Genomic DNA, 12,998 nt, shown 5'->3' with positions numbered 1-12,998 from the left:
GTCCTCCTTAAGATACGCCTACTTCTTCTTTTTTCTTCATCCCTTTGATTAACACTTCTACGACTTCTTTTCGACTGAATTCAGCAGGCGGCAGCACACCGTCTCTCAGCATACCTCTTACCTTAGTGCCTGATAAAATGACGTGATGCTCTCTGCCATGAGGGCATGTTTTCGCTGTTCCCATATTTCCGCATTTTTTACAGAAGAAGCTGTGCTCAAATTTCAGCGGCGTAATCCCGAGTTCTTCAGGTTTAAATGTGTCAAACAGCTCCTGTGCTTCGTATGTTCCGTAATAGTCACCTACACCTGCATGATCACGGCCGACGATGAAATGTGTGCAGCCGTAGTTCTTTCTGACAAGCGCATGGAAAATTGCTTCTCTCGGGCCTGCATAACGCATCGCCGCTAAAAAGACACCAAGGAAAACGCGATCTTTCGGGTAATAATGATCAAGAAGCACTTGGTAGCTTTCCATCCGTACATCAGCTGGAATGTCATCAGATTTTGTTTCACCTACTAACGGATTCAAGAACAAGCCGTCTACTGTTTCAAGAGCCGTTTTTTGAATGTATTCATGCGCTCTGTGAACAGGGTTTCTTGTTTGGAAACCGACAATGGTTTCCCAGCCTTTTTCCGCAAACTGGCGTCTCGTTTCTAACGGTTCAAATGTAAATTCAGGGAACTGTTTTGAAGCTTTTTTAATCAACGTAATCGGCCCGCCGACATATGTATTGCCGCGGCTGAACAGCTTTTTAACACCAGGATGCTCCTGTTCATCTGTTTTGTACACATTGACAGCTTCTTTTTGTTTGTCAGGCACATACAGGTCTTCGATTTGGATAACGCCGTATGTTTCTCCTTCATACGTTAACTTTACCGTTTCACCAAGTGACAGTTCCGCTGCTTTTTGCGCATCGACCGGAAGCGTGATCGGAAGAGACCAGACAACGCCGGAAGAAAGACGCATGTTTTCGACTACAGATACGTAATCTTTTTCATTAAAGAAACCTTCAATCGGGCTGTATGCACCGATACCGATCAATTCCAAATCCGCAAAAGAAATTAAATCAAGTTCAATTTCTTTTTGAATGCCGCTCACATCATATGATTCATCTACTCTGTTTACTAATGTTCCTCCGTGTGGTGCTAAGCTCATAATATCCATCTCCTCCTAGTTAACTTATAAAATTACTCAGATTAATGATCAGATTCCCCCGCCTTGTTCGTGGACTGAGCGTCTCTCTTTACGAATGGCCTTTGTCAGGCTGATGGCACCGCCCGCCGCTAAAAGCACACTTACCATGATAAAGATCGAATAATAATCTGCTTTTAAAAACAAGGATACAAGCAGATAAGAAATCGATAAAGATAAAAACGGCGATACGATCCATACCTTCAGCATCGTTTGAACAACTTGTTTATGGAACACGTTCGGACCGTTTTTTGCCATGCCTATTCCGATAATAGACGATGACGTGACTTGCGCCAAGGGTACCGGCATCCCAAATACAGAACTGATGATCACAAGTCCTGCTCCTGTACCGGATAAGAGAATGCCTTCCCCTTTGGAGAATCTCGTAATTTTCTTCCCGTTTGTTTCTAGCACACGCCGGCCTAATAACAGTGCGCCAAGAGCAACAAAAGCTCCTCCATACAAGGTTCCTTTTCCGACATCAAGCACATCGGCAGCTACTAACGGGCCAACAGCATTCGCCACGTTATTCATGCCGGCAGAGAATGCTTCGAAAAATCCGGCAACTAACAAAACAATGCCGAGGATTTTTTGTTTTTTAGAAGATTTTACTTCAATCTTAAAATAACGAAACAGCTTAGATACGAAATAGGTGAAGCCGAAAGCGAACAGCGGGACAAAAACCCAAAATGACACAATGATCAGAAGATTGTTCACAAACAATACTTTATAAGCCACTCCCACGCCGACAACCGCGCCGACTGTTACTTCACTTGTCGACAAAGGAATGCCGAGCAGATTAGCAGTAAAGAGCGACAGGGCAGCAGCTCCAATAATGATGCAAACAATCGTCAGTGTAATCGTCTGCTCAGGAATAATGCCGGAGCTGATTGTTTTTACAACCTCGCCTCCGCCAATGACCGCCCCGGCAAAGACACCGACTGCGCATAGGATCAAAGCGTAGGTTTTCTTTTTGATGGCTCCGGAGCCGTAAGCAACCCCCATCGAAGCTGCAGCACCGCTTGCACCAATATTCATCGCGAAAAACAAGCTAAATAAAATAGCGGCTAATTCCATTTTGCAGCTCCTTATTCATGCAGTCCGCATTCTGTTTTCGCCATACCATTCCATCTGCCTGAGCGCAAATCCTCTGCTGTAAAAGCGGGAGCAGTGCAAGGCGCACATCCAATACTTGGATATCCTTGGTCATGAAGCGGATTGTAGTCCAGTTCATTCCGGGATGTGTATCTCCAAATGTCTTTCCAAGTCCAATGGATAAGCGGGCAAACTTTTACTGACTTGAATTTTTCATCTTTGTTTAAGAAATTCGTATTGGCACGGCTTGGCCCTTGATCACGGCGCAGGCCGGAAAGCCAGGCTGGATGTCCTGAAAGCGTCTCTCTTAAAGGAACAACCTTTCTAAGATAGCAGCACTGATTCGGCTCTCTTTCCCACAGTTTGTCACCATGTTCTTCGGCTTGTTCCTCAAGGGTGAGATCTGGTTTTTTCAGGATGATATTAAGACCCGGATAACGCTCTTTCACTCGTTCAATTGTTTCATAGGTTTCTTTAAAATGAAGTCCTGTATCAAGAAACACAATCTCTGCGTCTTTTTTCACTTTATAAATTAAGTCAATCAGAACGATTCCCTCAATTCCGAAACTGCAGGCATAAACAAGCTGATCGCCGTAATGGCCGTATGCCCATTTTAAAACTGACAGCGCTCCTTTATAAGGATCGTCTTCCGGAAATGTAATCGTTGGTTCTTCCCAATTATCATACGTTAACATTTCTTCTTTCCTCCTTTCGGAGACAAACAAACAGTAGCTTTCTGCCGGTTGTCTTTTCCCATGTAATGTGATTCGCGGCTGCTGATATACAGATAGCCTTTTTACCTCTTAAAATAAAAAACTTTCAATCCGGCGGAAAGAAAGACAGGAACAGCATGTAGCCCTTATCTTTCAAAATGGAATTCATTTTGCTGGAAGTAGCACCTTACAAACTTTGCAGGTTGCCGGGCTTCATAGGTCCAGTCCCTCAGCCGCTCTTGATAAGTTTTTAGATTTGTAGTAAATTTTAGCACAATTCTAACATAAGTCAACCCGACTTTTTTTATAGGATTAATAAAAAAACAGGCCTCACAGCCTGTTTTCAAGTACATCAAGGCTTTGAAGCCTCTTTATATCATTTGAATTTATTTTTTATTTTTTAAACCAATCTTTTGACTCGGGATTTCGTTTCCATGTTTGCAGCTTTTTTAGATCATCTGAATGAATATTTCCGTTTTCAAGCGCGACCTCTGTGAGCGTATCATAATCAGTTAATGAGTAGTATGGCAGTTCTGCCTTTGCGAAGGCTTCCTCCGCTTTAGGAAGTCCGTACGTAAAGATTGAGACGACACCAAGCACTTCACAGCCGGCCGCTTGTAAAGCTGCACAAGCTTCAAGCACACTGCCTCCTGTGGAAATTAAGTCTTCAATGACAACTGTTTTTTGCCCTTCTTGCACAGCTCCCTCAATCTGATTGCCTTTTCCGTGCGCCTTCGGCTTGCTCCTCACATAACACATCGGAAGATTCAAACGGTCAGCCGCTAAAGCAGCATGAGGAATACCGGCGGTTGCTGTTCCCGCAATCATTTCAGCTTCAGGAAAATGCTCTTTGACAAGGTTGCTGATACCTGAAGCAACATCGTTTCTGACCTCTGGGAAAGATAGCGTAAGGCGGTTGTCACAGTAGATTGGAGATAAAATGCCGCTTGCCCATGTGAACGGCTCGTTCGGGCGTAAAAATACAGCTTGGATGTCTAATAGATGTTTTGCGATGATTTGTTTCAAGATTTGATTCCCTCCCATTCAAGTCTGACAGCCTTATAGGCTTTTACCGGGTCTTCCGCTCTTGTAATCGAGCGTCCTACTACAATCGCTGATGAACCTTTCTCTCTTGCAATAGCAGGCGTCGCTACGCGGACTTGGTCATTCGCAGCGTCCTCAGACATTCTGATCCCCGGAGTGACAGTCAGAAATGAAGGCGACACCGCTTGGTAAATGGCTTTTGCTTCATGAACAGAGCAGACCACTCCATCCAGTCCGCTTTCTTCCGCCTGTTTGCTGTAGTGCACAACCGTATCAATCAGAGATTTTTCGATCAGCAGTTCATCTTTCATGATTTGTTCAGATGTGCTTGTCAGCTGGGTTACCGCGATAAGTGACGGACGTTTTTTTCCGGCCGGCGTACCTTCTTCTAAGCCTTCGAGAGCTGCCTGCATCATTTTTTTGCCCCCGGCAGCATGAACATTGACGAGGTCTACGCCAAGACTGGCAAGGCGCTTCATCGCTTTGTTTACAGTAGTCGGGATGTCATGGAGCTTTAGATCTAAAAACAGCTCGCAGTTTCTTTCTTTTAATTGTTTCACGATCGATGGTCCTTCTTGATAAAAAAGCTCCATTCCAACCTTTACAAATAACGGTTCTTGCTGAAAAGACGCTAAGAACGCAAGTGTTTCTTCAGCTGATGCAAAATCAAGCGCGATGATGGGCAGGTTGTTTTTCATGATTCCAGCTCCTTCCGATGCATTCTTCAATTGATTGATAGCCGTATTGGCGCAAAACAGATGGGAGCTGTTCAATAATCTCTGGACAGGCAAAAGGATTCACAAAGTTTGCTGTTCCGACAGCGACTGCGCTTGCTCCCGCGAGAAGAAATTCCAGGGCATCTTCAGCAGTCTGCACGCCTCCCATTCCGATAATCGGGATGTTGACCGCCTGGCTGACTTCATACACCATGCGAATGGCAACCGGCTTCACAGCAGGGCCGGAAAGCCCCCCTGTTTTATTCGCTAATATCGGTTTGCCAGTTTTTAAATCAAGTCTCATGCCGATTAGTGTGTTGATCATCGTAAGACCGTCCGCTCCCGCTTCCTCGATCGCTAATGCAATTTCTGTGATATTAGCCACGTTCGGGGATAGCTTCACATAAACGGGCACATCCGAAACCTCTTTCACCGCTTTTGTCAAATCGGCAGCCATTTCAGGATTCGTGCCAAAAGCGATTCCGCCTGTTTTCACATTCGGGCAGGAAATATTCAATTCAAGTGCATGGACATTAGGCGCTTTGCTGATATGTTCTGCGACTTCAACATAATCATCGACTTGAGAACCTGCGACATTGGCAATGATCGGTGTATCAAACTGCTCAAGCCACGGCAGCTCATTATGCAACACACTATCCAGCCCCGGATTTTGGAGACCGATCGCATTGAGCATTCCAGCACCAGTCTCAGCTACCCGCGGCGTCGGATTCCCAAAGCGTGGCTCCTTTGTCGTAGCCTTAATCATGATGGCTCCAAGACAAGACAAATCATAAAAACGTGAAAATTCTTTTCCAAAACCGAAGCAGCCTGATGCAGGAATGATTGGGTTTTTCAAATCAAGTCCCGGCAATTTCACCTCTAGCATTACAGCGCCACCTCCTGAGCTTTAAATACAGGCCCGTCGAGACATACTTTTACATAGGACGTCTCACTTTCGTTTGTATGGCACACACACGCGAAGCATGCGCCGATTCCGCAGCCCATTCGTTCCTCCATGGACAGATATACTTCTTTATGAGCATATTCCTGTTTTAACGCCTTGAGCATCGGTGTCGGCCCGCAGCTGAGGAGGATATCAAACTCTAGATTTTTCCGTTTAATCACATCTGTGACAAATCCGGTTTCCCCGTAGCTTCCGTCAGCTGTTGCCACATACGTGTCTCCGTACTGCCGGCATTCTTCCTCGTAAAATACATCCTTTGCCGATTGGAATCCTAAAACGTGGATGACATTTACCCCTTTTTCAATCAAGCGTTTCGACAGCTCTTGGAGAGGCGGCACACCTACTCCGCCTCCTACCAGCAAAGCCGTCTTTCCGGGTTGAACTTCATTAACAGGAAAGCCATTTCCCAAAGGCCCGAGGACATCCACAAGTTCTCCCTGCTGCTTCAGTGACAAGAGTCTTGTCCCTTCACCATCTACCCGATAAATGATGGTGACTTCATTTTTTTCAAAGTTGACGTCTGCGATGCTGATCGGCCTTCTCAAAAGAGGCGTAACCGCTTCGCTCACTTTAAGATGAAGGAACTGTCCAGGGGTTGTAAACCCTTGGACAAGCTCCCCTTTCAGAACCATTTGAAACACCCGGTCTGCAATTTGCTGGTTAGAACATACTGTCAAATACGCTTTTTTCATATAGTGACTGCCGCCTCCTGATTTGTGTTGACTGCCGGCATTTGATCAGCACGGAATGTCATGCTTTCCAGCACTCGCAATATCGCCTCTGCCGTATCTAAAGATGTTAGGCAGGCAACACCATTTTCTACTGATTCACGTCTGATTCTAAATCCGTCTCTTGCCGGCTGCTTTCCTTTTGTCAGCGTATTGATGACAAACTGCGCTTCTCCGTTTCTGATGACGTCAAGCAAGTTCGGGCCATCCTGACCGATTTTTCCGACGACCTTCGCTGGAATGGAAGCTTCTTTCAGGTAGCCTGCCGTTCCTTCCGTCGCTAAAATGTTGTAGCCGATCGCGTGGAACCGCTTAGCAATGGCAAGCCCTTCTTCTTTGTCCTTATCAGCTACTGTTAAAAGCACGGAACCGTAGTTCGGGATTTGAATACCTGAAGCAATCAAGGCTTTGTAGAGCGCCTTTTCAAGTGTCGAATCTTTCCCCATGACTTCACCTGTTGATTTCATTTCAGGCCCTAACGTAATGTCCACTCTTCTCAGCTTGGCAAAGGAGAAGACCGGCGCTTTTACAAATACACCTTGCTGTTCAGGCTGAAGGCCCTCTGTATAGCCAAACGCAGCCAGCTTTTGACCAAGAATGATTTTTGTTGCGAGATTCGCCATCGGGATACCCGTAATTTTGCTTAAAAACGGTACGGTTCTGCTTGATCTCGGATTCACTTCTAGCACGTACACCTCGCCTTGCGACAGGACGAATTGAATATTGAGCAAACCGACAATATTCAGCCCTTTAGCCAATGCGATCGTGTATTGTTCAATTTTTTTCTTAATGTCCTCTGTGAGAGACTGAGGCGGATAAACAGCGATCGAGTCTCCGGAGTGAACGCCCGCACGTTCAATGTGCTCCATAATTCCCGGAATGACGACTGTTTCACCGTCGGATACTGCATCGACTTCAATTTCTTTTCCAGTCAAGTATCTATCAATTAATACAGGGTGCTGCGGATTGATTTTGACTGCATTTTTCATGTAATGAAGCAGCTCCTCTTCATGGTACACAATCTCCATCGCCCGGCCGCCAAGTACATAGGAAGGACGCACCAGTACCGGATAACCGATATCACTTGCGATGCTTACCGCCTGATCAACTGATGTCGCTGTTTTGCCAAGCGGCTGAGGAACACCAAGTTCTCCAAGCGCTTGTTCAAATTTATCCCGGTCTTCCGCACGGTCTAAATCTTCTAATGAAGTTCCAAGGATTTTCACTCCGCGTGCAGAAAGCTCGTCAGCAAGGTTAATCGCAGTTTGTCCGCCAAATTGTACGACAACGCCCATTGGCTGTTCGAGGTCAATGATGTGCATAACATCTTCAATCGTAAGCGGTTCAAAATACAGCTTGTCTGAGATGCTGAAGTCTGTTGAAACGGTTTCCGGGTTGTTGTTGACAATAATGGCTTCATAGCCTGCTTGTTTAATTGCCCATACAGAGTGAACCGTCGCATAGTCGAACTCGACACCCTGACCGATTCGAATCGGACCCGAACCAAGCACCATCACACTTTTCTTATCTGTAACGACAGATTCATTTTCTTCTTCGTATGTGCTATAGAAGTATGGCGTTTCTGACTCGAATTCCGCCGCACATGTATCTACCATTTTGAATACCGGCGCAATCCCCGCTTGTTTTCTCAAGCTGTAAAGCTCGGATTCTTTCATTTTCCACTCGCGGCTAATGTACTGATCAGAGAAGCCGAATTCTTTTGCCCGTCTCAGCACATCTGTATCGCCCGCATTCGCCTTCAATTCTTTTTCAAACTGTACGATTCCGAACAGCTTATGCAAGAAGAAAACATCGATAGCGGAAAATTCATGGAGGTCTTCTACCGTGTAGCCTCTTCTGTACGCTTCAGCTAAGTAGAATAAGCGTTCATCACCGGCCTTTTTAATTCGCTTTTCAAGAAGCTCATCTGAAATGTCAGCGGCATCCTTCAATTCAAGATGATACACATCCGCTTCCAGTGAACGCACAGCCTTCAGCAATGACTCTTCAAGCGTGCGGCCGATCGCCATGACCTCACCAGTCGCTTTCATTTGCGTGCCGAGCTTTCTGTTTGCTGATTCAAACTTATCAAACGGCCAGCGCGGAATTTTGGATACGACATAGTCAAGAGCAGGTTCAAATGCTGCATATGTTTTTCCTGTCACCGGGTTCATCATTTCATCTAATGAAAGTCCGACTGCAATTTTAGCAGCGAGCTTTGCAATCGGGTACCCCGTTGCTTTTGATGCAAGGGCAGATGAACGGCTGACACGCGGATTTACTTCAATAATGTAATATTGGAAGCTGTCTGGATCTAAGGCGAGCTGGACATTACATCCGCCTTCGATCCCAAGCGCGCGAATCAGTTTTAACGATACATTCCGCAAGAGCTGATATTCGCGATCGCTGAGCGTTTGGCTCGGCGCAACAACAATACTGTCTCCAGTATGGATTCCAACTGGATCAATGTTTTCCATGTTACAAACGACAATGGCGTGATCCTGGCTATCTCTCATGACTTCATACTCGATTTCTTTATAGCCGGCGATGCTTTTTTCAAGCAGACATTGGTGTACCGGGCTTAATTTCAAGCCGTTCTCAACGATTTCTTTTAGCTCTGTTTCATTCGAGCAGATGCCTCCGCCTGTTCCGCCTAATGTATATGCCGGGCGGACAATGACAGGGAATCCAATTTGACTGACGAATTTTTCTGCTTCTTCAAGGGAGTGGATAATCTCACTTTCAGGCACCGGTTCATTCAGTTCATTCATTAATGTTCTGAACAAGTCACGGTCTTCAGCTTGCTGAATCGCAGACAGTTTCGTGCCAAGCACTTCGACGCCGCATTCTGCCAAAACGCCTCTTTCAGAAAGCTCAACCGCAAGATTCAAACCGGTTTGGCCTCCGAGTGTAGGAAGAATGGCATCCGGGCGCTCTTTTCTGATGATTCGTGTCAGGAATTCAGGTGTGAGCGGTTCGATGTAAACCCGGTCAGCCATTTCTGTATCTGTCATGATCGTGGCAGGGTTTGAGTTGACAAGGATGACTTCATAGCCTTCTTCTTTCAAAGCAAGACAGGCTTGTGTTCCCGCATAGTCAAATTCTGCTGCTTGGCCGATGATGATCGGTCCAGATCCGATTACTAAAATTTTGTTAATGTCTACGCGTTTTGGCATACCGCTTCCCCTTCTTTCTCTGTTGTTTCGATCAATTCGATGAATCTGTCAAATAGATGGTTGGCATCCTCAGGACCAGGTGAGGCTTCGGGATGATATTGAACCGTAAATGCCGGCAATGTTTTATGCTTCAGCCCTTCAATCGTATCGTCGTTAATTGCGATATGCGTCACTTCCAGTTCTGTTTTACTGATAGACGAAACTGTATATCCATGGTTTTGAGATGTTAAGGCAACTTTTCCTGTAGCCAGCTCTTTTACCGGGTGGTTTGAGCCCCTGTGTCCGAATTTCATTTTTTCAGTATTCGCCCCGCACGCCAGCGCGAATAATTGGTGGCCAAGACATATTCCGAATAATGGCACTTTTCCAAGAACACCTTTAATCATTTCAATCGCTTCAGGCACATCCTTCGGGTCTCCAGGTCCGTTAGAAAGCATGATACCGTCCGGTTTCAGCTGAAGCACCTCTTCCGCTGTAATGTTGTAAGGCACAACGATGACGTCACATTTCCGTTTGTTCAGCTCTCTTAGAATTCCGTGTTTCATGCCGAAGTCAACCAAGACGATGCGTTTGCCTCTTCCCGGGCTCGGATATGCTGTTTTGGCTGATACTTGGGATACTTGATTTCTTGGCAATTCCGTTTCGTTCAGTCTTTTCAGCACTGCTTCGATATCTTCATCAGATGAAGCGAATGTTCCTTTTAGCGCGCCTGCCGTGCGGATCATTCTTGTCAGCTTCCTTGTATCAATCCCCTGGAGTCCGGGAATGTTTTTTATTTTTAAATACTCGTCTAAGGTGTATGCTGAACGCCAGTTGGAAGGCAGCTCACATAATTCTTTGATGATCAGCCCTTTCACAAAAGGGGTAATGGATTCAAAATCATCACGGTTAATGCCGTAATTTCCGATAAGCGGGTATGTTAATGTTACGATCTGTCCGCAGTAAGAAGGGTCAGATAAAATTTCCTGATAGCCTGTCATCCCAGTATTAAAAACGACTTCTCCCATGTTGTGTTCTAAGCTTCCGAAGGCTTCTCCCTCGAATACCGCTCCGTTTTCCAATACTAATCGTCTCTTCATTTGACAAGTCTCCCCTCTTCATAAGCAAGCTTCCCTGCCGCAATTGTAGCGACCGGCCAGCCGGTGCAGCTGATGCCGTTGAATGGTGTATTTTTTCCTTTTGATAAAAATGTCTCTTTGTCTATAACTGCTTCTTTTTCTAAATCGATTAACGTAATGTCCGCAGCTTGCCCCGTTTGTAATGTTCCATATGGAAGACCGAACGCTTCGCATGGCTTGATTGTCATGTAGTCAATCAACTGCTTCAGCGACCATTTGCCATTTTTGACAAAGTGTGTGTAAAGAAGCGGGAATGCTGTTTCTAAGCCGACAATTCCGAATGGCGCCAGTTTCATTTCTGTGTTTTTCTCTTCTTCCGTATGCGGTGCATGGTCTGTTGCGATAAAATCAATTGTTCCGTCTAAAAGACCTTCAATTAAAGCAGCTCTGTCTTCTGCGCTGCGGAGCGGAGGATTCATTTTATAGTTTGTGTCCAACCCCGGGATGTTCTCATCACAAAGCAGCAAATGATGCGGCGACACTTCTGCTGTCACTCTGATTCCCGCTTTTTTCGCATCGCGTACAACCCTGACAGATTCTTTCGTGCTGATATGGCATACATGATAATGGCAGTTTGCCGCCTCAGCCAGCAGCACATCGCGGGCAATATGAACCGATTCACACACAGAAGGTATGCCGTTGAGCCCGTTCGCTTTGGAGAATGTCCCCTCATGTACGCTTCCTCCGTAAATTAAGGAGTTGTCCTCGCAATGTGCAACAATCGCTTTGTCAATTGCGGCTGCCCGTTTCATCGCTTCATACATCATTCCTGCTGTCTGTATACCAACGCCGTCATCTGTAAAAGCAAATGCCCCGGCTTCTTTTAACGCTTCAAAGTTTGTCATTTCATCGCCGATTTGTCTGATCGTAATGGATGCATATGGAAGAACTCTGACGCATGATGTTTCTTTAATTCTGTTTTGCACCCATTCCATTTGCTCCTTTGTATCAGGAACCGGCCGCGTATTCGGCATTGCTGCTACTGTAGTGTAGCCGCCGCGTGCCGCCGCTTTGGCCCCGGTTTCAATAGTTTCTTTTTTCTCTCCGCCCGGCTCTCTGAAATGCACGTGGAGATCAACAAACCCAGGTGAAACGAGCAAACCTTTCGCATCAATTACCGTTTCATTATCCGTTGCATCAAGCTTGCCGATTGCGGTGATGGTTTCTCCAGTCACTCGGATATCCGCTTCTGTTTTTTCACCATTTTCGTTTAGTATCCAGCCGTTTTTAATGAGATATGACATATGCTGCTTCTCCTCTTTTCACATTGGTTTGTAAGGCACGCTGTATCACTGCCATTCTGATAAATACGCCATTTTGCATTTGCTTGAAGATTCTTGATTTTTTGCTTTCTACTAAGCTGTCATCAATCTCCACTCCTCTGTTTACCGGAGCAGGATGCATGATGATCGCATGCTGCTTCATACGCTCAGCCCGTTCTACGGTCAAGCCGTATTTGTTTAAATAGCCTTCCTGGCTGACAGCGGACTGATGTCGTTCATTTTGAATGCGCAGCAGCATGACGACATCGGAAGACTCAACTGCTTCATCCATTGAGACATACGTGCCGAATGTATTTTCTTCATCCTGCCATGCCGAAGGGCCGGAAAATAGGACTCGGGCACCCAATCTTGTCAACACTTCCGAATTTGACCTTGCCACTCTGCTATGCTTGATGTCACCGTGAATGGAGACGGTAAGCCCTTTGAACGTATTGAACTCTTCATAAATCGTCATTAAATCAAGCAGTGATTGTGTCGGATGCTGGCCGCATCCGTCTCCCGCATTCAGAATCGGAATGTTCACCTGGCTGACAAGCTCTTCATAATACTCATCCTCACTGTGCCTGATGACGCAGACGTCCACACCGATTGATTCGAGCGTCCGGATCGTGTCATATAAGGTTTCGCCTTTTTGCACGCTTGTGCTTGTTCCATCAAGGTTGAGCACATTCATGCCCAGCTTTTTTTCTGCGACCTCAAAGCTGAACCGCGTTCTCGTGCTCGGTTCGAAAAACAGGTTTGCGGCAAACTTTCCTGTAAGCTGATTGTCTGTTTTTCCGCTTTTGAGATCTTGTGCTGTTTGAAGCAAATCTTTGATTTCCTCAGTGCTGAGTTCACTCATCGTCGTTAAATGCTTCATGTTCTTTCCCCTCTCTTTTCAACTTAAGGCTGAAAAAAACCCCGGTCTAAGATAGACTCGGGGTATGGTTAAATAGAGGGCAGCATTGAAGCTTCCTTCTCTTCATAACC

At 45.8% G+C, this 12,998-nt stretch carries 11 protein-coding genes and 1 riboswitch; all 11 genes read right to left on the bottom strand.

Translation table 11 applies throughout. The features are described 5' to 3' along the window. Window positions 1–7: 7 nt before the first annotated feature. A complete protein-coding gene (gene sat / locus MKX38_RS08310) occupies window positions 8–1,156 on the bottom strand; it encodes a sulfate adenylyltransferase (protein ID WP_014479751.1) in 1,149 nt (382 codons plus the stop codon). Window positions 1,157–1,204: 48 nt separating this feature from the next. After that, the gene (gene cysP, locus MKX38_RS08305) at window positions 1,205–2,269 is read right to left on the bottom strand and encodes a sulfate permease (protein WP_015252121.1); all 1,065 of its coding nucleotides are present in this window, start codon (window positions 2,267–2,269) and stop codon (window positions 1,205–1,207) included. Window positions 2,270–2,280: 11 nt separating this feature from the next. Next, a complete protein-coding gene (locus MKX38_RS08300; RefSeq protein WP_042975738.1) occupies window positions 2,281–2,982 on the bottom strand; it encodes a phosphoadenylyl-sulfate reductase in 702 nt (233 codons plus the stop codon). Window positions 2,983–3,143: 161 nt separating this feature from the next. Then, window positions 3,144–3,249: riboswitch (SAM riboswitch) on the bottom strand. A gap of 144 nt (window positions 3,250–3,393) precedes the next feature. Continuing rightward, window positions 3,394–4,026: an orotate phosphoribosyltransferase gene (pyrE, locus tag MKX38_RS08295; RefSeq protein ID WP_044052534.1), complete on the bottom strand. Its 633-nt coding sequence runs from the start codon at window positions 4,024–4,026 to the stop codon at window positions 3,394–3,396. Further along, a complete protein-coding gene (gene pyrF / locus MKX38_RS08290; protein WP_326145203.1) occupies window positions 4,023–4,742 on the bottom strand; it encodes an orotidine-5'-phosphate decarboxylase in 720 nt (239 codons plus the stop codon). Before pyrF ends, pyrE begins: the two co-directional genes overlap by 4 nt. Next, window positions 4,711–5,646: a dihydroorotate dehydrogenase gene (locus MKX38_RS08285; RefSeq protein WP_069322584.1), complete on the bottom strand. Its 936-nt coding sequence runs from the start codon at window positions 5,644–5,646 to the stop codon at window positions 4,711–4,713. Before MKX38_RS08285 ends, pyrF begins: the two co-directional genes overlap by 32 nt. Next, window positions 5,646–6,416, bottom strand: a complete 771-nt coding sequence (pyrK, locus tag MKX38_RS08280; protein WP_014479746.1) for a dihydroorotate oxidase B electron transfer subunit — start codon at window positions 6,414–6,416, stop codon at window positions 5,646–5,648. Before pyrK ends, MKX38_RS08285 begins: the two co-directional genes overlap by 1 nt. Next, on the bottom strand, window positions 6,413–9,628 hold the full coding sequence (gene carB / locus MKX38_RS08275) for a carbamoyl-phosphate synthase (glutamine-hydrolyzing) large subunit (protein WP_161477001.1): 3,216 nt from the start codon (window positions 9,626–9,628) through the stop codon (window positions 6,413–6,415). Before carB ends, pyrK begins: the two co-directional genes overlap by 4 nt. After that, window positions 9,613–10,707, bottom strand: a complete 1,095-nt coding sequence (locus MKX38_RS08270) for a carbamoyl phosphate synthase small subunit (RefSeq protein ID WP_213379374.1) — start codon at window positions 10,705–10,707, stop codon at window positions 9,613–9,615. The genes carB and MKX38_RS08270 overlap by 16 nt, the downstream gene beginning before the upstream one ends. Further along, window positions 10,704–11,990, bottom strand: a complete 1,287-nt coding sequence (locus MKX38_RS08265) for a dihydroorotase (RefSeq protein WP_033883321.1) — start codon at window positions 11,988–11,990, stop codon at window positions 10,704–10,706. Before MKX38_RS08265 ends, MKX38_RS08270 begins: the two co-directional genes overlap by 4 nt. Then, window positions 11,974–12,888: an aspartate carbamoyltransferase catalytic subunit gene (locus MKX38_RS08260; RefSeq protein WP_033883320.1), complete on the bottom strand. Its 915-nt coding sequence runs from the start codon at window positions 12,886–12,888 to the stop codon at window positions 11,974–11,976. Before MKX38_RS08260 ends, MKX38_RS08265 begins: the two co-directional genes overlap by 17 nt. Between the last annotated feature and the right edge of the window lie 110 nt (window positions 12,889–12,998).

Origin of the sequence: Bacillus sp. FSL M8-0025, from assembly GCF_037975475.1 — a bacterium.
Lineage (GTDB): Bacteria > Bacillota > Bacilli > Bacillales > Bacillaceae > Bacillus > Bacillus subtilis.
This window is presented reverse-complemented; position numbering and strand designations above follow the sequence as displayed.

Excerpts from the sequence above, each read along its gene's own strand:
- MKX38_RS08260 (WP_033883320.1), bottom strand. The coding sequence starts at position 12,888 with ATGAAGCATTTAACGACGATGAGTGAACTCAGCACTGAGGAAATCAAA.
- pyrF (WP_326145203.1), bottom strand. The coding sequence starts at position 4,742 with ATGAAAAACAACCTGCCCATCATCGCGCTTGATTTTGCATCAGCTGAA.
- MKX38_RS08270 (WP_213379374.1), bottom strand. The coding sequence starts at position 10,707 with ATGAAGAGACGATTAGTATTGGAAAACGGAGCGGTATTCGAGGGAGAA.
- carB (WP_161477001.1), bottom strand. The coding sequence starts at position 9,628 with ATGCCAAAACGCGTAGACATTAACAAAATTTTAGTAATCGGATCTGGA.
- sat (WP_014479751.1), bottom strand. The coding sequence starts at position 1,156 with ATGAGCTTAGCACCACACGGAGGAACATTAGTAAACAGAGTAGATGAA.
- MKX38_RS08265 (WP_033883321.1), bottom strand. The coding sequence starts at position 11,990 with ATGTCATATCTCATTAAAAACGGCTGGATACTAAACGAAAATGGTGAA.
- MKX38_RS08285 (WP_069322584.1), bottom strand. The coding sequence starts at position 5,646 with ATGCTAGAGGTGAAATTGCCGGGACTTGATTTGAAAAACCCAATCATT.
- MKX38_RS08300 (WP_042975738.1), bottom strand. The coding sequence starts at position 2,982 with ATGTTAACGTATGATAATTGGGAAGAACCAACGATTACATTTCCGGAA.
- cysP (WP_015252121.1), bottom strand. The coding sequence starts at position 2,269 with ATGGAATTAGCCGCTATTTTATTTAGCTTGTTTTTCGCGATGAATATT.
- pyrK (WP_014479746.1), bottom strand. The coding sequence starts at position 6,416 with ATGAAAAAAGCGTATTTGACAGTATGTTCTAACCAGCAAATTGCAGAC.